Annotated in this window: 16 protein-coding genes; 12 read left to right on the top strand and 4 right to left on the bottom strand. The window is 72.7% G+C overall.

All coding sequences use genetic code 11. The features are described from left to right. The first annotated feature begins 161 nt into the window (after positions 1–161). Positions 162–2,057, top strand: a complete 1,896-nt coding sequence (locus AC07C1_RS34460; protein ID WP_478945671.1) for an ABC transporter ATP-binding protein — start codon at positions 162–164, stop codon at positions 2,055–2,057. 459 nt (positions 2,058–2,516) lie between these two features. On the opposite strand, the gene AC07C1_RS34455 is transcribed toward AC07C1_RS34460, so the two are convergent. Further along, complete coding sequence (locus AC07C1_RS34455; protein ID WP_478945568.1) at positions 2,517–3,503, bottom strand: TIGR01777 family oxidoreductase; 987 nt, start codon at positions 3,501–3,503, stop codon at positions 2,517–2,519. Positions 3,504–3,796: 293 nt separating this feature from the next. Here AC07C1_RS34455 and AC07C1_RS34450 point away from each other — a divergent pair, with 293 nt between their 5' ends. The 7 genes from AC07C1_RS34450 (at position 3,797) to AC07C1_RS34420 (ending at position 14,405) form a co-directional block, all read left to right on the top strand. Beyond that, a complete protein-coding gene (locus AC07C1_RS34450) occupies positions 3,797–5,152 on the top strand; it encodes a lectin (RefSeq protein ID WP_478945566.1) in 1,356 nt (451 codons plus the stop codon). Positions 5,153–5,174: 22 nt separating this feature from the next. After that, a complete protein-coding gene (locus AC07C1_RS34445; protein ID WP_478945565.1) occupies positions 5,175–7,355 on the top strand; it encodes an RICIN domain-containing protein in 2,181 nt (726 codons plus the stop codon). Positions 7,356–7,442: 87 nt separating this feature from the next. Further along, positions 7,443–8,303: an SCO4651 family lipoprotein gene (locus tag AC07C1_RS34440; RefSeq protein WP_478945563.1), complete on the top strand. Its 861-nt coding sequence runs from the start codon at positions 7,443–7,445 to the stop codon at positions 8,301–8,303. 73 nt (positions 8,304–8,376) lie between these two features. Then, on the top strand, positions 8,377–8,916 hold the full coding sequence (locus AC07C1_RS34435; protein WP_478945562.1) for a 2Fe-2S iron-sulfur cluster-binding protein: 540 nt from the start codon (positions 8,377–8,379) through the stop codon (positions 8,914–8,916). Continuing rightward, positions 8,913–9,908, top strand: coding sequence for an FAD binding domain-containing protein (locus AC07C1_RS34430; protein ID WP_478945560.1), 996 nt, complete (start codon positions 8,913–8,915; stop codon positions 9,906–9,908). The genes AC07C1_RS34435 and AC07C1_RS34430 overlap by 4 nt, the downstream gene beginning before the upstream one ends. A 28-nt stretch (positions 9,909–9,936) precedes the next feature. Continuing rightward, on the top strand, positions 9,937–12,033 hold the full coding sequence (locus tag AC07C1_RS34425; RefSeq protein WP_478945559.1) for a xanthine dehydrogenase family protein molybdopterin-binding subunit: 2,097 nt from the start codon (positions 9,937–9,939) through the stop codon (positions 12,031–12,033). Then, a complete protein-coding gene (locus AC07C1_RS34420) occupies positions 12,030–14,405 on the top strand; it encodes a glycoside hydrolase family 65 protein (RefSeq protein WP_478945558.1) in 2,376 nt (791 codons plus the stop codon). Before AC07C1_RS34425 ends, AC07C1_RS34420 begins: the two co-directional genes overlap by 4 nt. A 6-nt stretch (positions 14,406–14,411) precedes the next feature. On the opposite strand, the gene AC07C1_RS34415 is transcribed toward AC07C1_RS34420, so the two are convergent. Continuing rightward, positions 14,412–15,455: a bifunctional class I SAM-dependent methyltransferase/NUDIX hydrolase gene (locus AC07C1_RS34415; RefSeq protein WP_478945557.1), complete on the bottom strand. Its 1,044-nt coding sequence runs from the start codon at positions 15,453–15,455 to the stop codon at positions 14,412–14,414. A gap of 172 nt (positions 15,456–15,627) precedes the next feature. On the opposite strand from AC07C1_RS34415, the gene AC07C1_RS34410 reads away from it, so the two are divergent. The 4 genes from AC07C1_RS34410 (at position 15,628) to AC07C1_RS34395 (ending at position 20,039) form a co-directional block, all read left to right on the top strand. Then, the gene (locus AC07C1_RS34410) at positions 15,628–16,440 is read left to right on the top strand and encodes a LytR/AlgR family response regulator transcription factor (protein WP_478945555.1); all 813 of its coding nucleotides are present in this window, start codon (positions 15,628–15,630) and stop codon (positions 16,438–16,440) included. Between the two features lie 127 nt (positions 16,441–16,567). Beyond that, entirely contained in the window at positions 16,568–16,951 is a 384-nt protein-coding gene (locus AC07C1_RS34405; RefSeq protein ID WP_478945553.1) for a hypothetical protein, read from the top strand. A 31-nt stretch (positions 16,952–16,982) separates the two neighbouring features. After that, on the top strand, positions 16,983–18,722 hold the full coding sequence (locus tag AC07C1_RS34400) for a sodium/solute symporter (RefSeq protein WP_478945552.1): 1,740 nt from the start codon (positions 16,983–16,985) through the stop codon (positions 18,720–18,722). 75 nt (positions 18,723–18,797) lie between these two features. Next, on the top strand, positions 18,798–20,039 hold the full coding sequence (locus AC07C1_RS34395; RefSeq protein WP_478945550.1) for a sensor histidine kinase: 1,242 nt from the start codon (positions 18,798–18,800) through the stop codon (positions 20,037–20,039). A 119-nt stretch (positions 20,040–20,158) separates the two neighbouring features. On the opposite strand, the gene AC07C1_RS34390 is transcribed toward AC07C1_RS34395, so the two are convergent. Together AC07C1_RS34390 and AC07C1_RS34385 are read right to left on the bottom strand one after the other, a co-directional pair. Next, entirely contained in the window at positions 20,159–20,533 is a 375-nt protein-coding gene (locus AC07C1_RS34390) for a hypothetical protein (RefSeq protein ID WP_478945548.1), read from the bottom strand. Positions 20,534–20,806: 273 nt separating this feature from the next. Further along, positions 20,807–21,358, bottom strand: coding sequence for a YciI family protein (locus AC07C1_RS34385; RefSeq protein WP_478945547.1), 552 nt, complete (start codon positions 21,356–21,358; stop codon positions 20,807–20,809). Positions 21,359–21,672 lie beyond the last annotated feature (314 nt).

The following is a 21,672-nucleotide window of genomic DNA, read 5'->3' as shown; positions in this document are numbered from 1 at the left end:
GAGGTTCTCCCCGGCTCCCCAACGGTGAGTGGCGGGATCGGGGACGGCGGCTTACAGGCTGCGGTCATCGGGGCCTTCGGTCGGGGGTACGCCGGTGGCGAGGAAAAAGCGCGGACCTTGACCTCAACGAAGCCTGAGGTTCTACGTTCTTTCCCATGAGCATGGAGACCACCGCATGGACGCAGCTGCACAGCGTGATGAACGCGCAGTCGGAGCGCCGTCCCTTCGCCCGCGCCACACTGCGCCGCATCGCCGCCTTCGCCCGCCCACACCGCGCCGGCATCGTCCGGTTCGTACTGCTCGGGGTGGTGACCGCACTGCTCGCCGTGGCCACCCCCGTGCTCGCCGGCCGCGTCGTCGACGCGATCGTGGCGGGGCACGACTCCGGCACGGTGGTCCGGCTGTCCCTGCTCATCGCGCTCGTGGCCCTCGCGGAGGCGGGGCTCGGCATCCTCGGCCGGCGCCTGTCGTCGACGCTCGGGGAGGGACTCATCCTCGATCTCAGAACGGCTGTGTTCGATCATGTGCAGCGCATGCCCGTCGCGTTCTTCACACGTACGCGTACGGGAGCGCTGGTCAGTCGTCTCAACAACGACGTGATCGGCGCCCAGCGGGCCTTCGCCAACACCCTCTCCGGCGTCGTCAGCAACCTGGTCACCCTGCTGCTCACCCTCGCGGTGATGCTCACCCTGTCCTGGCAGATCACCCTGCTCGCGCTCGTTCTGCTGCCGGTGTTCGTGCTGCCCGCCCGCCGCATGGGCAGCCGGATGGCCCGGATGCAGCGCGAGGCGGCGGCGCTGAACGCGGCCATGGGCACCCGTATGACCGAGCGCTTCTCCGCCCCCGGCGCCACCCTGGTCAAGTTGTTCGGCCGCCCGGAGGAGGAGTCGGCGGAGTTCGCGGCGCGAGCCGCCCAGGTGCGGGACGTCGGCGTCCGCACGGCGACGGCCCAGTCGGTCTTCATCACCTCCCTCACCCTGGTCTCCGCCCTCGCACTGGCCCTCGTCTACGGCCTCGGCGGCTGGTTCGCGCTGCACGGCACCCTGGAGGCGGGCGCGGTCGTCGCCCTCGCCCTGCTGCTGACCCGCCTCTACGCCCCGTTGACCGCGCTGGCCGGGGCCCGGGTCGAGGTGATGAGCGCCCTCGTCAGCTTCGAGCGGGTCTTCGAGGTGCTGGACCTGAAGCCGCTCATCGAGGAGAAGCCGGACGCCCGCGAGGTTCCCGTGGGCCCGGTCGCCGTCGAGTTCGACGACGTCCGCTTCTCCTACCCCGCCGCCGACCAGGTCTCCCTCGCCTCCCTGGAGGAGGTCGCCGCCCTCGACACCCGCGGCGGCTCCGAGGTCCTGCACGGCATCTCCTTCCGCGCCGAACCCGGGCAGACCGTCGCCCTCGTCGGCTCCTCCGGCGCCGGGAAGTCGACCATCGCGCAGCTCCTGCCACGCCTGTACGACGTCGACGCGGGCGCCGTCCGCATCGGCGGGGCGGATGTCCGTGACCTGACCGCCGCGTCCCTGCGGGCCACCCTCGGCATGGTCACCCAGGACGGCCACCTCTTCCACGACACCGTCCGCGCCAACCTGCTGCTGGCCCGCCCGGACGCCACCGAGGACGAGCTGTGGCACGCCCTCGGCCGGGCCCGCCTCGCCGATGTCGTACGGTCCCTGCCCGACGGCCTCGACACGGTCGTCGGCGAGCGTGGCTACCGGCTCTCCGGCGGCGAACGCCAGCGCATGACCATCGCCCGGCTGCTGCTGGCCCGCCAGCGCGTGGTCATCCTCGACGAGGCCACCGCCCACCTGGACAACACCTCCGAGGCGGCCGTCCAGGAAGCGCTCACCGAGGCCCTGGAGGGCCGCACCGCCGTGGTGATCGCCCATCGCCTGTCCACCGTCCGGGCCGCCGACCAGATCCTGGTCGTGGAGTCCGGGCGGATCGCGGAACGGGGCACGCACGAGGAGTTGCTGGCGGCGGACGGGCGGTACGCCGAGCTGTACCGGACGCAGTTCGCTCGGCGCGAGGAGCAGGCACCGACGGCGGCCGAGGCACCGGCGGTCTGACCTACTGCGGCGATCCGGGCGGCCCGTCGGCGTACCGCTACCCACGGCAGCCGCAGCCGACGTACAGCGGGTTCACGCCGCCGCCGGCCCCTCCCCGCCCCGGCCATCCGCACTGTCCAGCGCACCGCGGAGGGGCCGGCGGACCGAGCGGCTACGGGGTCCTCTCCACCGGGAGCCACGCGGTACAGCGGATCGGGACGGTCGTCGACAGCGAGGCCGCCGAGTGTGCCGGAGACGAAGTCGGCCGGTTCGCCGGGCTCGCCGACCGAGTCCTGCCCGGGAAGAGCCGCCAGGGCACGGCACACGTCGGCCACCCATCGCCCTGGTGCGGCCCGAGCTGGTCGTGGAAGTCGGCGTCGACGTCGCCCGGGGCGGTGCCGGACGCCGGCGTCACCCCGCCCGATGGCACCGACCCCGCCCCCGACCCGACCTCACCCCGCCGACGTCTTGTGTGGTCGTCTACAGAGCGTGGCTGCTCGATTCACGACCACGACCCGATGCCCCACGAACCAGCCTGGCCCGCGGTACGAGGGACGTAGCGGCCTTCTCCCACTCGGGGTACGCGAAGGCGAACCCGGCCGCGCGCAGCCGACCCGGCACCACGCGACGGCTCTTGAGCAGCAGCTCCGTGTCCGAGCGCAGCGCGAACGCCCCCAACCCGGCCATCCAGCGGGTCGCCGGCAGCCCCACCGGGACGCCCCAGGCCGTGCGCAGCGCCCGCATGAACGCGCGGTGCGGAAGGGGGCCGGGCGAGGCGAGGTTCACCGGCCCCTCGAGGTCGTCCCGGGCGATCAGGAACTCCACGGCTCGCACGAAGTCCTCGTCATGGATCCAGGAGACGTACTGCGCGCCGCCGGCCACCGGACCGCCCAGCCCGAGTCGCGCCAGCCGTGACAGTACGTCGAACACACCGCCCCGATCCGGGCTCATGACCATCGCCGAGCGCAGCGCCACCTTCCGGGTCGCGGGAGTCGGCGCCTCGGCCTGCGCCCGCTCCCAGTTCTCCGCGATCTTGACGCTGTACGCCCAGTAGTCCGGCACCCCGGCCTCCGAGCCCCCGATCACCCCGGTCGCCTCGTCGTGTGCCGCGTCGAAGCGGTGGGCGTAGACCGTCGCCGTACTCATCTGCAGCCAGACGCGCGGTGGCCGCGCGGCGGCGGCGATCGCCTCGCCGACCACCCGCGTCGAATTCACCCGGGAGTCCATCATGGTCCGCAGGTTCTCGGCGGTGTAACGGCAGGAGACGCTGCGTCCGGCCAGGTTGATGACGACATCGCAGCCGTCGATCGCCGCGGCCCAGCTGCCGAGCGTGGCCCCGTCCCAGCCGATGTCGTGCGCCCGCACGGGGCGCCGGGTCACTACCGTGACCTCGTGGCCGGCCGCCGTCAGCGCACGGTCGAGAATCGTGCCCACCTGTCCGGTTCCCCCGGGCAGCACTATCTTCATCGAACCCCCTCGGCTTCGCTCGACATCAGCGTAGCCCTTTTTTTGAACGTGTTCAACAGCCGTAGGCGCAGCCGTCGCCGTCCAGCACGGCAAGCGGGCCGCGCGGGCCATGCGCGGGTCGGTGACTCTGCCGTTCCCCTCACTGAATGCTGTTCCGACTCTTGACGGCCGTGGTCCGGACCTTTAGTTTCACGCCTTAAACAAAGCCTACGGACGCAGGGTCGGTTCCGGCCTCGTGCCGATGAGTCGCGCCCGTGCCCCGTCGCCCCCCACGCGAAAGGCCGTCCCCACACATGGCCAGACCCCTCCCCGCGGCAGTCTCCCTCGCCGTCCTGACCCTCTCCGCCGGACTGTTCACCGCCTCCCCGGCCCAAGCCGCCACCGGTGCCGTCACCGGCCTGGCCGGCAAGTGCCTCGACGTCGCCGGGGCAAGCTCCGCCGACGGCACGGCCGTCCAGCTCTACGACTGCAACGGCACCGCCGCCCAGCAGTGGACGGTCGGCAGCGACGGCACCATCCGGGCCCTCGGCAAGTGCCTGGACGTGACGGGCGGTTCCACCGCCGACGGCGCGCAGGCGCAGCTGTGGTCCTGTACCGGCGGCGCGAACCAGAAGTGGGCCGTCACGGCAGCCCACGACATCGTCAACCCGCAGGCGAACAAGTGCCTGGACGTCACCGGCAACAACTCCGCCAACGGCACCCGGACCCAGATCTGGAGCTGCACCGGCGGCGCCAACCAGAAATGGACCGCGCCCGCGGCCGACGGCGGCACCCCCGCCGCGCCGATGGCTGTCGCGCCGTACCTCTACAACGGCTGGGGCAGCCCGCCCAGCCCCACCACCATCACCCAGGCCACGGGCGTGAAGTGGTTCACCCTCGCCTTCGTGCTCAGCAACGGCTACTGCAACCCGCAGTGGGACGGCAGCCGCCCGCTGACCGGAGGGGTCGACCAGCAGACCGTCAACACCGTGCGGGCGAACGGCGGTGACATCATCCCGTCGTTCGGCGGCTACAGCGGCAACAAGCTGGAGAGCTCCTGCTCCAGCGCCGGCGAACTCGCCGCCGCCTACCAGAAGGTGATCAGCACCTACGGCCTGAAGGCGATCGACATCGACCTCGAGGCCGACGCCTACGGCAACGGGACCGTGCAGCAGCGGACCGTCGACGCGCTGAAGACCGTGAAGGCCGACAATCCCGGCCTGAAGGTGTACATCACCATCGGCACCGGGCAGAGCGGCCCCGACACCGGCCTCATCAACCGGGCCGCCGCCTCCGGGCTGACCGTGGACGCCTGGGCCATCATGCCGTTCGACTTCGGCGGCGCCGGACAGAACATGGGCAACCTCACCACACAGGCCGCCGAGGGCCTGAAGGACGCGCTGAAGAACGCCTACCACTACAGCGACGACCAGGCCTACCGGGACATGGGCATCTCGTCCATGAACGGCGTCACCGACAACAACGAGACCGTCACGGTGGACGACTTCCGCACCATCCTGGCCTACGCACGGCAGCACCACCTGGCCCGGCTCACCTTCTGGTCCGCGAACCGCGACCGCCCCTGCACCGGCGGCCCCGCCGACAGCTGCTCCGGCGTCGCCCAGTCCGCCTGGGACTACACCCGCGTCCTCGCCGCCTACACCGGCTGACCCTCGTCCACCAGGAGAATCCGTGCCTCGCCCCTCCCACCGCCGCGGAACCCTCGCGGCCGCGCTGGTCGCCGCGGCGGCCGCGTCCCTGCTCACCGCCGCACCGGCATCCGCCCAGGCCGCGGCCCTGCCCACCGGTTTCGCCACCGTCGTCGACGCCGCGAGCGGCAAGTGCCTGGACGCCAAGGCCGCCGCCGCCGCAAACGGCACCGCCGTACAGCAGTACGCCTGCAACGGCACCACCGCCCAGCAGTGGAGCTTCACCGACGCCGGCGACGGCTACGTCCGTATCAACAACCGCAACGACACCAACCAGGTCGTCGACGTCGCCGACCTGTCCACGGCCGACAACGCACCGGTCCACCTGTGGGGTTACGGCGGCGGCACCAACCAGCAGTGGCTGCCCGTCGACGACGGCGGCGGCGCCTTCCACTTCGTGAACCGGGGCAGCGGCAAGTGCCTGGACGACGCCGGCGCCTCCACCGCCGACAGCGTGCAGTTCGTGCAGTACACCTGCAACGGCACCGCCGCCCAGCGCTTCCAGGTGGTCCCCGTGAACCAGTCGGGCAACCCCGACCTCGGCCCCAACGTCGTCGTCTTCGACCCGTCGATGCCCTCCTCGGCCATCCAGAGCACGCTGGACTCGATCTTCAAACAGCAGGAGACCAATCAGTTCGGCTCCCAGCGCTACGCCGTCCTCTTCAAGCCCGGTACCTACGACGCGAACGTCAATGTCGGCTTCTACACCCAGGTGCTGGGCCTCGGCCTCACCCCGGACGCGGTCTCCGTCAACGGTGCCGTGCACGCCGAGGCCGACTGGTTCCAGGGCAACGCCACCCAGAACTTCTGGCGCGGCGCCGAGAACCTCTCCGTCAACCCCACGGGCGGCGGCGACCGCTGGGCGGTCTCGCAGGCGGCGGCGTACCGGCGGATGCATCTGCGCGGCAACCTCGCCCTCGACGACGGCGGCTGGTCCTCCGGCGGGTACCTCGCCGACAGCAAGGTCGACGGACAGGTCAACTCCGGCTCGCAGCAGCAGTGGCTGACCCGCAACTCCCAGCTGGGCGGCTGGACCGGCTCCAACTGGAACATGGTCTTCGTCGGCAGCCAGGGCGTTCCGGCCACCGGCTTCCCCAACCCGCCGTACACGACCGTCGCCCGGAGCCCGGTCACCCGGGAAAAGCCGTTCCTGTACGTCGACGGCTCCGGCGGCTACCAGGTGTTCGTACCGTCCCTGCGTACCGACTCCACGGCGACCAGCTGGGCGAGCGGCAGCCCCTCCGGGTCCTCGCTGCCACTGAGCCGGTTCTACGTCGTCAAGCCCGGCGCCACCGCCGCACAGATCAACTCCGCGCTCGCCGCCGGCCAGAACCTGCTGGTCACGCCCGGCGTCTACCACCTCGACCAGACGCTGAAGGTGACCCGCCCCGACACGGTCGTCCTCGGCCTGGGCCTCGCGACCTTCGTCCCGGACAACGGCGTCACCGCCATGACCGTCGCCGACGTCGACGGTGTCAAGATCGCGGGCCTGCTCTTCGACGCCGGCACGACCAGCTCGAAGACCCTCGTCGAGGTGGGGCCGGCCGGCTCCGCAGCCTCCCACCCGGCCGACCCGACCTCCCTGCACGACGTGTACTTCCGCATCGGCGGCGCGGGCGTCGGCAAGGCGGCCACCGGCCTCGTCGTCAACAGCGACAACGTCATCGGCGACCACATGTGGATCTGGCGCGCCGACCACGGCAGCGGCGTCGGCTGGACCAGCAACACCGCGGACACCGGGCTCGTGGTCAACGGCGACGACGTGACGATGTACGGCCTGTTCGTCGAGCACTTCCAGAAGTACCAGACGATCTGGAACGGCAACGGCGGCCGCACCTACTTCTTCCAGAACGAGATGCCCTACGACCCGCCGAACCAGGCCGCCTGGATGAACGGCTCCACCCAGGGCTACGCCGCCTACAAGGTCGCCGACTCCGTCACCAGCCATCAGGCCTACGGCCTGGGCAGCTACTGCTACTTCAACGCCGACCCCGGTGTCACCGCGGCCCGTGCCATCGAGGCACCGAACAAGGCCGAGGTGCGCTTCACCAGCATGGTGACCGTCTCCCTCGGCGGCACCGGCACCATCAGTCACGTCGTCAACAACACGGGCGGACCCTCCAACTCCGGTACGAACGTGGCGAACCTGGTCCGCTACCCGTGACCGGAAGGGCGTGAGCGGCACCGGACGGGGAAACCGAGGTCGGGTCAAGTACGTGCAAAAAGGCTCGACTTGAAGGAGACCCGCACCATGTCGAAAGCCCAGATCACCAGCGCCCTCGCCGTCCTCGTCCTCGCCGCCGGGCTGACCGGCTGCGGCAGCGAGGACGGCAGTGGCAAGGGCGGGGACGCCAAGGCCCGGCCGAGCGCGACCCCGCCCGCCCGGGCCGTCCAGGACGCCTACCGCAGGACGGTGGCCGCGGACACCGCGAAGATGACCGTCACCAGCAAGGTCGTCGCCGACGGCCAGGCCCTCGGCGCGCACGGCAGTGGCGTGGCCGACCTGAAGGACGGCGCCAGCCGGGTCACCCTGACCTCGCAGGGCACCACCGTCGAGCAGCGCGTCGTCGACGGCGTGGTGTACCAGAAGCCGTCGGGCAAGCAGCGCGGGAGCGTGCCGGGCGGCAAGACCTGGATGAAGATCGACCTGGCCCGGCTGGCGAAGCACGGCTCGGCCGGCCGGTCCCAGGTCAGCGACCCGGCGGAGCCGGTGCGCTACCTCAAGGGCGTCGGCTCCGAGGACGTCACCCGGCTCGGCACCCAGACCCTCGACGGCACCCGGACCACCCACTACCGCGTGTCCGTCCCCGTCTCCGCCCTCTCCTCGGGCAACGCGGGACAGGAGCAGGAACTGCGGCGGCAGCTCGGGAAATCCTCGCTGCCCCTGGACCTGTGGCTGGACGAGCAGGGCCGGCTGCGGCAGGAGAGCGTCCGGCTCACTCTGCACCCGCTCAAGCAGACGACACCGGGCCAGGAGAGCGCCGCCGTGACCAGCACGACCGTGCTGCGCTTCTCGGACTACGGAACCCACGTGCAGGTCAGCGCGCCGCCCGCCGGGGACACCGCGGACGTCACCGACAAGATGACCACTAGCGGCACGGGCACCGGCTGATACGTGTGAGCCGCCGTCGCCTGGATACGCGGTCTGCACGGCACCACCGCCCATCCGGAAGGTCATCCGTGCCATGACCAGCGCGAACGAGCCCGGCCACCACTCCGAGGTCACCCTCCGGGTGAACGGGAAACCCCACACCCTGCTCGTCGACCACCGGCGCGTCCTGCTGGACCTGCTGTGCGAGGACCTGGATCTCACCGGGTCGAAGAAGGGCTGCGACCACGGCCAGTGCGGTGCCTGCACCGTCCTGGTCGACGGGCGCCGGATCAACAGCTGTCTGCTGCTCGCCGTCACCCTCGACGGCAGCGAGGTCACCACCGTGGAGGGCCTCGGCGGCGACGGAGAGGAACCGCACCCGCTCCAGCGGGCGTTCCTCGACCGGGACGCGTTCCAGTGCGGGTACTGCACCCCGGGGCAGCTCTGCTCCGCCGTGGGCATGCTCGCCGAGGCCGCGGCCGGCCACCCCTCCCATGTCACCGACCCCGCGGCCCCCTCCGGCCGGCCCGTCCCGCTGGACCGGCCCGAGATCCGCGAGCGCATGAGCGGCAACCTGTGCCGCTGCGGCGCCTATCCCCGTATCGTCGAGGCGGTGGAGGACGTGATCCGGTGAACGGCTTCGCATACTTCAGGCCCGGCAGCGTTCAGGAGGCCGTCGAGGCCTTCGCCGCCCACCCGGGCGCCTGCTACCTGGCCGGCGGCACCAACCTGGTCGACCTGCTCAAACTCGGCGTGGAGCGCCCCGGGGCCCTCATCGACGTGGGGCGGCTGCCGCTGGACACGATCGAGGACCTGCCCGACGGCTCCCTGCGGGTCGGCGCCACCGTCCGCAACAGCGACCTGGCCGCCGACCCGCGCGTGCGCGACCGCTACCCCGCGCTGTCCCAGGCCCTCCTCTCCGGCGCCTCCGGGCAGCTGCGCAACGCCGCCACCACCGGCGGCAACCTGCTCCAGCGCACCCGCTGCCCCTACTTCCAGGACCTGGACAAACCGTGCAACAAGCGGGCCCCGGGCAGCGGCTGCGGCGCCCGGGACGGCGTCCACCGCGACCACGCGGTCCTCGGCCACTCCGAGCACTGCATCGCCACGAACCCCTCCGACATGGCCGTCGCCCTCGCCGCCCTGGACGCCCAGGTCGAGCTGTGCGGCACCGAGGGCACCCGGCGCCTCCCGGTCGCCGACTTCTACCGGCTGCCGGGCGAGCATCCCGAGCGGGACACCTGGATCCGCTCGGGCGAGCTGATCACCGGCGTGCTGCTCCCGGCCGCCACCGCCGGCGTCCCGTCCGCCTACCGCAAGGCCCGCGACCGGGCGTCGTACGCCTTCGCCCTCGCCTCCGTGGCCGTCATGCTGCGGGTCGCGAACGGAGTCGTCGACCAGGTCGGCGTCGCCTTCGGCGGGCTCGCCCACCGGCCCTGGCGGGCCCGCCACACCGAGCTGGCCCTGCTCGGAGCCCCGGCCACCCCCGCCGCCTTCGAAGGCGCCGTGGCGCTGGAACTCGCGCACGCCGAACCGCTGCGGGACAACGCCTACAAGGTGCCCCTCGCCCGCAACCTCGCCCTGGACGTCCTGGGCCGCCTCGCCCCGGCGCCCGCAAGGGTCTGAGCCGACCGGCATGTCATTGGAGGATCCCATGACCGGCACCGCCCTGGGTGCTCCGGCCGAGCGCCGGGAAGGACGGCAGAAGGTCACCGGCGCCGCCCGCTACGCCGCCGAGCACCACCTGCCCGGCCGCGCCCACGCCTGGCCCGTGCCCGCCGCCATCGCCCGCGGCCGGGTCACCGCCGTCGACACCTCGGCCGCCCTCGCCCTGCCCGGCGTCCTCGCCGTCCTCACCCCCGGCGACGCACCCCGCCTCGCCGAACCCGAGGACGCCACCCTCGCCGTCCTCCAGCATCCGGACGTGCCGCACCGGGGCTGGTGCGTGGCCCTGGTCGTCGCCGAGACCCCGGAGACGGCCCGCGCCGCCGCCCGTGCCGTCCGCGTCACGTACGCCACCCAACCCCACGACGTCGGCCTCACTGAAGACCACCAGGACGCCTACGAGCCGGACGACGTCGCCGGCCGGCCCGGCCGCGTCGAGCACGGCGACCCGGAAGCCGCCTTCGCCGCCGCCGACGTCCGCGTCGACACCGTCTACCGGGTGCCGCCGCTGCACAACCACCCCATGGAACCGCACGCGACCACGGCCCACTGGGACGGGGGCCGGCTCACCGTGTACACCTCGAGCCAGGGTGGCACGACCGTCCGCTCCGTACTCGCCCAGCTGTTCGAGCTGCCTGAGGAGGGGATCACCGTCGTCGCCGAGCACGTCGGCGGCGGCTTCGGCTCCAAGGGCACCCCGCGCCCCGACGTCGTCCTCGCCGCGATGGCCGCACGGCACACCGGCCGCCCCGTCACCCTGGCCTACCCCCGCCGGCAGTTGCCCACCGTCGTCGGCCACCGCGCCCCCACCGTGCAGCGGATGCGGCTCGGCGCGAGCGCGGACGGCCGGCTCACCGCCCTGCTGCACGAGGTGACCACGTACACCTCCCACGTGAAGGTGTACGTGGAGCACGCGGCATTCGTCTCCCGCGTCATGTACGCCACCCCCGCCCTGCGCAGCAGCCACCGGGTGGCCCCGCTGGACGTACCCAGCCCGTCCTGGATGCGGGCGCCCGGCGAGGCGCCCGGCATGTACGCCCTGGAGTCCGCCGTGGACGAACTCGCCGACGCGCTCGGCATGGACCCGGTGGACCTGCGCATCCGCAACGAACCGGACCGCGAGCCCGAAAGCGGCAAGCCGTTCAGCAGCCGGCACGTCGTGGAGTGCCTGCGCGAGGGCGCCCGCCGCTTCGGCTGGGCCGACCGCGACCCACGCCCCGGCTCCCGCCGCGAGGGGCCCTTCCTCATCGGCACCGGCGTCGCCGCCGCCACCTACCCCGTCCAGGTCGCCCCCTCCACGGCCACCGCCCAGGCCCTGCCCGACGGCGGCTTCGTCGTCCGGGTCAACGCGGCGGATATCGGCACCGGGGCCCGTACCGTCCTCGCCCAGGTGGCCGCCGACGCCCTCGGCGTGCCCCTGGACCGGGTCCGCACCGAGGTCGGCCACAGCGACCTGCCCCCCGCCCCGCTGGCCGGCGGCTCCTGCGGCACCGCGTCCTGGGGCTGGGCCGTGCACGACGCGTGCGCCGAACTGGCGTCCCGGCTGGCCGGCCACACCGGGCCGCTGCCCACCGAAGGGATCGAGGTCCGCGCCGACACCACAGGGAAGGCCGACGCCGACAGCCCCTATGCGCGGCACGCGTTCGGCGCCCACTTCGCCGAGGTCGCCGTCGACACCGTCACCGGCGAGACCCGCGTGCGCCGGCTGCTCGGCATCTACGCCGCCGGACGGATCCTCAACGCCCGCACCGCACGCTCCCAGTTCGTCGGCGCCATGACCATGGGCCTCGGCATGGCCCTCACCGAACACAGCACCGTGGACCGCGCGTTCGGCGACTTCGCCGAGGCCGACCTCGCCGCCTACCACGTGCCCGCCCACGCCGACGTCCCCGACATCGAGGCCGACTGGATCGACGAGGACGACCCGCACCTCAACCCCATGGGCAGCAAGGGCATCGGCGAGATCGGCATCGTCGGCACCGCCGCCGCCCTCGGCAACGCCGTCCACCACGCCACCGGGATCCGCTTTCGCGAACTGCCCCTCACCCCCGACCGGGTCCTCACCGCGCTGCTGTCCGAGGGGTGACGGTGACGGGACCGACCTGGGAGTACGACGGCTACCGGCCCGAGGAGGAGCGCCTGCGGGAGTCCCTGTGCACGCTCGGCAACGGTTACTTCGCCACCCGCGGGGCGCTGCCCGAGTGCACCGCGGACGACGTCCACTACCCCGGCACCTACGCGGCCGGCTGCTACAACCGGCTCACCTCCGAGGTCGCCGGACGCCGGGTCGAGAACGAGGACATGGTCAACCTGCCCAACTGGCTGCCGCTGCGCTTCCGTCCCGTCGGCGAGGGCTGGCTCACCCCGGACGCCGCTCCCGTCACCGAGCACCACCAGATGCTCCACCTCGACCCCGGCCTGCTGGAACGCCGCACCCGTTACACCCTGGGCACCGACGGCACAGTCCTCGTACGGCAACTGCGCCTCGTCCACCTGGCCGACCCTCATCTCGCCGCGCTGCGCACCGAGTTCACCGCCGAGGGCCGCACCGTCGACCTGGACGTCGAGGCCGCCCTCGACGCAAGCGTCACCAACTCCGGTGTCGCCCGCTACCGGGACCTGGACGGCCGGCACCTCACCCACGTCCACGTCGGCACCACCGAACCCGGCACGGTGTGGCTGCGCTGCCGGACCCGCACCTCCGACATCCGCTTCGGACTGGCCGGCCGGCTGACCGCCGAGACGCCGGTCAGCCACGCGAACGAAGCCCATCGCGCCGTACAGCACCTGCGACTGCGCCTGCCGCCCGGCCGTACCGTCACCGTCGACAAGACCGTCGCCCTGCACACCTCCCACGACCCAGCCATCAGCGACCCGCTGCGCGCGGCCGTCGACCGGGTCCGCGCCGCGCCCGGTTTCGACGAACTGCTGGACGCGCACACCGCCGCCTGGGAGCAGCTGTGGCGGCGCACCGTACTCGAGGTCCCCGGCGAGGCGGGCAGCATCCTGCGCCTGCACCTCTTCCACACCCTGCAGACGCTCTCCCCGCACACCGCCGACCTCGACGTCGGCGTCCCCGCGCGCGGACTGCACGGCGAGTCCTACCGCGGCCACGTCTTCTGGGACGAACTGTTCGTCCTGCCCTACCTCAACCTCCACCTCCCCGAGGTCTCCCGCGCCCTCCTCCACTACCGCCACCGCCGCCTGGACGCCGCCTGCCACGCGGCCCGACAGCTGGGCCGGCGGGGCGCGCTGTACCCCTGGCAGAGCGGCAGCGACGGCCGCGAGGAGACCCAGCAGCTCCACCTCAACCCGCGCTCCGGCCGCTGGCTGCCCGACCAGTCCCGGCTCCAGCACCACGTCGGTTCGGCGGTGGCGTACAACGTCTGGCAGTACTGGGAGGCGACCGGCGACACGGACTTCCTGCACGGCGAGGGCGCGGAGATGCTGCTGCGGATCGCCCAGTTCTGGGCGGACTCGGCCCGCTACGACGACCACCTCGGCCGGTACCGCATCCAGGGCGTGGTCGGCCCCGACGAGTACCACGACGCCTACCCCGGAGCGACCCGTCCGGGCCTGGACGACAACGCCTACACCAACGTCACCGCCGCCTGGGTGCTGACCCGCACCCTGGAGCTGCTGCGCTCCCTGCCCGAGCCGCGCTGCCGTGAACTCACCGAGGGCGCCGGGCTGGAGAGCGACGAGCCGGCCCGCTGGGAGGAGATCTCGCGCACCCTCCACATCCCCTTCCACGACGGCGTGATCAGCCAGTTCGCGGGTTACGGCGACCTCGCCGAGCTGGACTGGGACGACTACCGCAAGCGGTACGGCGACATCCGCCGCCTGGACCGGATCCTGGAGGCAGAGGGCGACACGGTCAACCGCTACAAGGCGTCCAAGCAGGCCGACGTCCTCATGCTCGGCTATCTCTTCGGGCCCCCCGAACTCCGCGGGCTCTTCGACCGGTTGGGCTATCGGCTGGACGAGCGGACCTGGACCGCGACCGTGGACCACTATCTGCACCGCACCAGTCACGGCTCCACCCTCAGCGGCCTGGTCCTCGGCTGGATCCTCACCCGGGCCCGCCGTGCCGACGCCTGGGCCTTCGTCCAGGAAGCCCTGCGCGGCGACATCGCCGACCTCCAGGGCGGCACCACCGGCGAGGGCATCCACCTCGGAGCGATGGCCGGCACCCTCGACCTCGTCCAGCGCGGACTGACCGGCCTGGAGACCCGGGGCGGTGCCCTGTGCCTCGACCCCGTCCCGCTGCCCGAACTCTCCTCCTACGGCTTCTCCCTCCGCTACCACGGCCACTGGGGCGTCCATCTGCGCCTGCGCAGCGGCCTGCTGGAGATCGCCGTACCGTCCTCGGACCGTTCCCCCATCGACATCCGCCTGCGGGACCGGGTGGTACCGGTCGGGCCCGGCGAGACGGCACGGCTGGTGCTGCCGGAGTGAGACCGCTCAGGAGTCCGCCAGCCGGTACCGGTGCACGGGCGGCAGGTCCGGCAGCAGCCCCGGCCACACCGTGTCGAGGACATGGGCGCTCGGCGTGAAGAGGGGCCGGCCGAGCACCGGCAGGTCGGCGACCTCGTGCCACTCCCAGCGGCGGATCAGCTTCGGCTCCGTGACGATCGGTTCACCGGTGAACCCGGTGACCCGGACGGCGGCCGTCAGCCTCGGCATGCCGTGCACGCGGTCCATCAGGATCGCCAGCACCCGCGCACCGGCGGGGTCGGCCCTCAGGGAGGTCTCCTCCTCCAGTTCCCGCACGGCCGTGGCGCAGAAGTCCTCGCCCGGGTCGTTCTTGCCGCCGGGCAGCTCCCACACGCCCCGCACCGACCAGCCCAGCAGCACCCGGCCCGCCTCATCGGTGACGACGACACCGGCGCCGGCGAGGGCATGCGGGGAGGGACGTCCCTTGCCGGCGCAGCCGGGCGGGGCGGGGGAGGGGCCGCGCAGCACGAGCACGGCCAGGCCGTCGGCGTCGTACCGCTCGGCGGACTCCCAGCCCGTGCACAGCAGCCCGATCTCCTCCTCGTCCAGGGCGATGTCCCGTTCGCCGTCCGGTACGGTGTCCGCGACCGGAGTGATCAGGCACAGTGCACCACCGGGCCGCAGCCGCTCGCGCAGCCGTTTCAGCACGCGGGTGCGGTCACGGACGAACGCCCAGCCGAGCCGGACGGTGATCACGTCGTAAGAGGGACGGGGGAGCGTGCCGAGGTCGTCCCGTTCGATGTCCAGCCGCCGGTAGGCCACCTCGGTCCCGCCGGTGCGCCGCGCCTCGGCGAGCGCGACGGCGGACCAGTCGACGGCGTCCACCCGATACCCGGACTCGGCCAGATACCGGGCGAGTTCGCCGAGTCCGCAACCGACGTCCAGGGCGACCCCGTCCGCGGGCGCCGGGACATGCTCGGCGAGCAGCCGCCGCTCGGCATCGCCCAGCGGCCGGAACCGGCCGCCGCTCGCGTAGTGCGCGTCCCACTGCTCGGGCTTCACGTGTCCCACCGGGCCTCCTCCGGGCTGGTCGATCCGCGGACAAGGGGATCATGACCGGGCGACGGCCGTGACACACCGCCGCCCGCGGTCTCGACGGCGGCGGCCGGAGGGACCACGATGGCCCGGGGAGCGGTCGCGGACGCTCCCGTGAAGCGACCGAGGAGAGAGGAGCCGGCCGCGCATGAGCGTGACCGACACCGCCTTGCGCGTCCTGGCGGTGGACGACGAGGAACCCGCGCTCGCGGAGCTGCTCTACCTTCTGGGCGAGGACCCGCGGGTCGGGCGCGCGGTGCCCGCTTCGTCGGCCACCGAGGCGCTGCGCCGGCTGAGCCGGTCCATCGAGGAGGGTCCGGACGGCCCGGAAGGGTTCGACGTCGTCTTCCTCGACATCGACATGCCCGGCCTGAACGGCCTCGAACTGGCCGGGCTGCTCGGCGGGTTCACCGCTCCGCCGCTGATCGTCTTCGTCACCGCCCACGAGGACTTCGCGGTCCGCGCCTTCGACCTCAAGGCCGTCGACTACCTGCTCAAGCCCCTGCGCGAGGAACGCTTCGCCGAGGCCGTACGGCGGGTCGCCGAGCTGATCCGGGCCGGGCAGGGCCCCCGCCCGGCCGCCCCGCCGGTGCCCGGACCCGAGCCGGTCTCCGCCTCGGGCGACCAGGTCCCGGTGGAGCTGGGCGGGGTGACCCGGTTCGTGCCCGTCGCCGACATCAGCCATGTGGAGGCCCACGGCGACTACGCGCGGCTGCACACCCGCCACGGCAGTCACCTGGTGCGCATCGCGCTGTCCACTTTGGAGGAACAGTGGCGGGACCGCGGATTCGTACGCATCCACCGCAGCCGGCTGGTCGCCCTCGGCCGGATCGAGGAACTCCGTCTGGACGGCGGCAACCTGACCGTCCGGGTCGGGGACCGCGTCCTCGCCGTGAGCCGGCGCAACGCCCGGGAACTGCGGGACCTGCTGGCCAAGCACGCGGCGACACGGGCCCGCTGAGCCGGCCGCGGCACCGGGCCCGGCGTGACAGACCTGTGGCGATTCTCGTCCGCCGGCTGTCTCCCCACCGGCCCGCTGCGTACACTCGCCGCACACAGCTGATCACCGCGGCGTCGGGGAGTGCGTCATGGGTGCGGAGTCCGTCCCTCGCAGAGAGGTGGTCACCGGACGGCCGCGTCCCCGCGACGGCGCGACCGTACCGCGCCCGGCACCTTCGCCGGAGCCCCGGCCCGCACCGGAACTCGACGACTCCGTGCGCACGTTGATGCGACATCAGCTGCGGGCCGCCCTCATCGCCACGGCCCTGCTCGCGGCCCTCCTCGGGCTGCTCCCCGTGTTCCTGCGCCTCCTGCCGTTCGCCGGCGCCGCGTCCCGAGTCCCGCCGGCCGTCTGGCTGCTCCTGGGCGTGGCACCCTACCCGGCCCTGCTCGCCATCGGCGCCTGGTATGTCCGCCGTGCCGAGCGCAACGAGACCGGCAGGGCCGACCCCGCCCCCGTGGAACGCCCCTGACCATGCGCCGAGCACCCGCCGGGACCGCCCGGTGAACCAGACGTACGGCATAGCGGGCGTGACGGCCGTGGCCCTCACAACGGTCCTCATCGGCGCGCTGGGCCTGCGTATCTCCCGTACCACCTCCGACTTCTACGTGGCCTCGCGCACCGTCGCCCCGCGGCTCAACGCCTGCGCGGTCAGCGGCGAGTACCTGTCCGCCGCCTCCTTCCTCGGCGTCGCCGGACTCGTCCTCGCCCAGGGCGCCGACATGCTGTGGTTCCCCATCGGCTACACCGCCGGATTCCTGGTGCTGCTCGCCTTCGTCGCCGCCCCGCTGCGCCGCTCCGGCGCGTACACCCTGCCCGACTTCGCCGAGGCCCGCCTCGAGTCACGGGCGGTCCGCGGGATCGCCGGCGTACTCGTCGTCGGCATCGGCTGGCTCTATCTGCTGCCCCAGCTGCGCGGCGCCGGCCTGGCCCTCAGACTGCTCACCGGCGTCCCCGTCCGGCTCGGCGGCCTGATCGTGGCCGTCGTGGTGACCGCGGCCGTCGCCGCCGGCGGGATGCGCAGCATCACCTTCGTCCAGGCCTTCCAGTACTGGCTGAAACTCACCGCCCTGCTGGTGCCCGTGGCGTTCCTGCTGCTCGCTTGGCGCGCCGACCACACCCCGGCACCCGCCTGGGACGACCGGCCCGTCTTCCACCGCTCCACCGAGGTACGCCTCGACAGACCCCTCACCCTCACCGTGTCCGAGCCGGTCCGGGTGACCGCGTCCGGAACCGTCGACGGCCGCCCCGTGCGGGACGGTTCACTGCGGTTGGCCGAGGGCCGCCACCGGATCGGTGCGGATACCACCCTGCGCTTCCCAGCCGGCGCCCGCGTCCCCCTGACGGACCGGACACCCGACCGCACCGCCCCGTCCAGCTGGGCCAGACCGCTGTCGTCCGGCCGCGAACAGCACAGCCTGTACGCCACCTACGGGCTGATCCTCGCCACCTTCCTGGGCACCATGGGCCTGCCGCACGTCGTGGTCCGCTTCTACACCAACCCCGACGGCCGCGCCGCCCGCCGCACCACCGTGATCGTGCTCGGGCTGCTCGGCGCCTTCTACCTGCTGATGCCCCTCTACGGCATGCTGGGCCGGCTGTACGCGCCCGACCTGCTGCTCACCGGCGACACCGACACGGCGGTCCTCGTCCTGCCGCAGCGGCTGGTCGGCGGCCTCGGCGGCGACCTGCTCGGCGCGCTCGTGGCCGGCGGTGCCTGTGCGGCGTTCCTGTCCACGGCCTGCGGACTCACCATGTCCGTGGCGGGCGTGCTCGCCCAGGACGTGCTGCCCAGGCTCGGCGTCCGCCGCGTCCGCCACTTCCGGCTGGCCACACTGCCCGCGATCGCGGTGCCCACCGCCGCGGGCACCGTGGTCAGCGATCTGCCGGTGGCCGACGCGGTCGGACTCGCCTTCGCCGTCTCCGCCTCCTCGTTCTGCCCCCTGCTCGTCCTCGGGATCTGGTGGCGCGGCCTGACCCCGCCGGGCGCGATCGCCGGGCTCCTCCTCGGCGGCGGCTCGGCGCTCACCGCGGTGACGGTCACCATCGCCGGCGGCGCCCGTTCGGGCTGGCCGCACACCCTGCTCGCCTGGCCCGCGGTCTGGTCCGTACCCGTGGGATTCGCGGCCATGGTGCTGACCTCCCTGGCCACCCGCGACCGCGTCCCCGCGGGCACCGCCGCGACGATGGCCCGGCTGCACCTCCCCGAACCGGCGCCCGCCCGCCGCGGCCCCGCCACCTGACCGAGGAGCCGCCGTGCGCACGAGTTCCAGGGCCCGTCGTCCGGACCAGCCGTACCAGGATCGAGCGTGCCGCCCATGACCGTGCTCGCCACCACCGCCCTCGTCCTCGCCGGTCTCGCCGTGTTCGCCCTGGGCGCCGCCCTCGGGCACGGGGCGGCCCGCCGGCAGCAGGAGCAGTCGGCCGACACCGACGTGGCGCACGCCACCTTCCACACCCTGCACACCGCCTCGCTCGCCGCGGCGCCCCTGCGCGCCGGACTGACCCCCGACGGCGCCCGGAAGGCGCTCCGCCGACTGCGCCCCCTGCTCGGCACGCCCGCGCTCGCCGTCACCGCCGCCACCGCCGACGGAACCGTCACCGACGACGCCGTCCTCGCCTGGGAGGGGGCCGCAGAACACCATCGCGGCCGGTTGGCGGCACAACTCTCCTCCGCCCCCCGCACCCGGAGCTTCCCACTGCCGTGCGACGAGGCGGACTGCCCCGTCCGCTGGGGAGTACTGGTCCCCCTCACGGCCGACGGCAGGGCCGTCGGCGCCCTCGCCGTGCTCAGCGGCGCCGAGTCCACCTCGCTGGTCCGGGCCGCCGAGGAAGCGGCCCGGCGGCTCTCCGTGGAACTCGACCTCGCCGACCTCGACCGGGCCCGTGCCAGCGCGCACGAGGCCGAGGTCCGGGCCCTGCGCGCCCAGATCTCCCCGCACTTCATCTACAACTCCCTCGCGAGCATCGCCTCCTTCGTCCGCACCGACCCCGAGCGAGCCCGCGAACTCCTCCAGGAGTTCGCCGACTTCACCCGCTACTCCTTCCGCCGTGACGGCGACTTCACCACCCTCGCCGAGGAGCTGCGCTCCATCGAGCAGTACCTGGAACTCGCCCGCGCCCGCTTCGGCAGCCGCCTCCGGGTCACCCTGCGCATCGCCCCCGAGGTGCTGCCCGTGACGCTCCCCTTCCTCTGTCTGCAACCCCTCGTCGAGAACGCCCTCAAGCACGGCCTGGAGGAATCCGTCGACCGCAGCAGCGTCACGATCGTCGCCGAGGACGAGGGAACCGAGGCCCGGGTCGTCATCGAGGACAACGGCATCGGCATGGAACCGGAACGCCTGCGCGCGATCCTGCGCGGCACCGCCGGTCCGTCCACCGGCATCGGCCTGAGCAACGTCGACCGCAGACTGCGCCAGGTCTACGGCGACGACTACGGCCTCGTCATCGAGACGGGCATCGGAGCCGGCACGAAGATCACGGTCCGCGTCCCGAAGTTCCGGCCGGGCATCCAGGCACCGCCGCGACAACGGTGGAGGGGAGGTTCCGATGACGGCTGAGTATGTGCTCGCGCCGACGCCCCCGGTGGCGGCGTACCGATGGCGGTGGCCGGCACTCGTCGCGGACCACTGAAACCCTTTGGCGAAGAGTGATATCGCTGAGCTACTCCTGATGGATCTCAGTGCCAGAAGCAAGTCTGGTGGATCAACCGAGCTGCGGTGGAGGTTTCGGCCTGGAGGCAGGGCTGACGCAGCCGCGCTGTTGCGATGTGGATCTTGAAGGCGCAGGGGACCATCCCCTCTGCTGTCGTCAGATCGCGCACCTCGGCAAGGAAGGCCTCACGCAGGCGCTCCACAGCTGCCCCATCAAGCGGACCAAGGTCATAAAGGCTGGAAACAGCAGCCCATACCTGTTCCACCGGACCGCTCAGATCGACAGGAACAGTCTCCCAATCCACCGCCGCGAAGCCTGCCGGTCCGAGAACTTCATCGAGCCCGTCACGACTGCGTGTCCTTATGTCGCCCAACGCCGGGATGCGCTGCGAAGAGGGCACCTCCTCGATCGTGCTCCGCAACAACCCGAGAAACCGGTCATAGGCCTCGCCGCCAACGGCCCCGCCTCCCACCACACATGCCAGAACCCCTCCGGGACACAACACCGCCTTCCGCGCGGTGCGGGGAGCGGCATTAGGGGGGAGCGAGCTGGAACCTCCTCGGGAACAAGGGCACAGCCGCCAGTTCCAGGGCCTGTCCGATGGGTCGGACAGACGCGGTCCGCCGTGACCAGCCATGACGTGCTGCGCAGCCTGACCGTGCCGTCCGCTACTTCATGAAGGCCGCCCGCCGAACTGCCAGTTGTGCACCTCGATGTCGGCGTACCGGTCCGGGGTCAGGATGGCGCGTGCCGTGTCCGGGTCCGGCGCCCGGAGCAACGCCGCTGTGCCCAGCCAGGTGGCGCCGTCGTCGGACAGCAGCGGCCCGTAGGCGATGAGCCCGTCCCGGTCGGCCGGCACCGCGAGGTCGGCGGCCTGCCCCGTGCCGAGGCCGAGCACCAGGTACCGGTTGCCGCCGGTCCGGCCGCCGGGGAAGTCCCACATGGTTCGCCCCAGCGCGTTGCGCCACCGTCGCAGCAGCACGTCCCGGTAGACGCCGGCCTGGTAGTTGGGCTCGTCGAGTGCGAACGCGCGGGCAGCGTCGGGATCGGGCAGGTCGACGATGTGCACGCTGCCGGTGGGTGTGTCGCCGTCGTCGGCGAGGGTCGGACCCCGGGCGATCATCTCCTTCGCGTACCGGTCCATATAGGACCAGTGCTCTTCCAGTAGCCCGTCGCGCAGCGGCAGCGAGCCGGGCCGGTCGCGGTGATAGCAGAGGAAGTCCATGCCCAAGAATCTCTTCGAGGAGGTGACCAGGTCGAGCGGGTTTCACAGCGCACGCCGTCTTGGCGGGGGTCAGGGCGGCCGGAACGCCCCCGCGTCGGCGGGAGGGCCGCGAACACGGCCGGCGGTCAGGACCGCCGGCACGGAACACCCCGCACATGCCGGACGCCCGGCAGGACGTCGCGGCCCGCCGGGCGTCACTCAGAACGGTCGTATCAGTCGTTGATCTCGCAGATGGCCGCGCCGGAGGTGACGGAGGCGCCGACCTCGGCGCTGAGGCCCTTGATGGTGCCGGCCTTGTGGGCGTTCAGCGGCTG

This window comes from Streptomyces sp. NPDC045022 (genome assembly GCF_056432605.1).
Note: the sequence above shows the minus strand (reverse complement) of the source record. Positions and strands in the feature narration are given on the sequence as shown.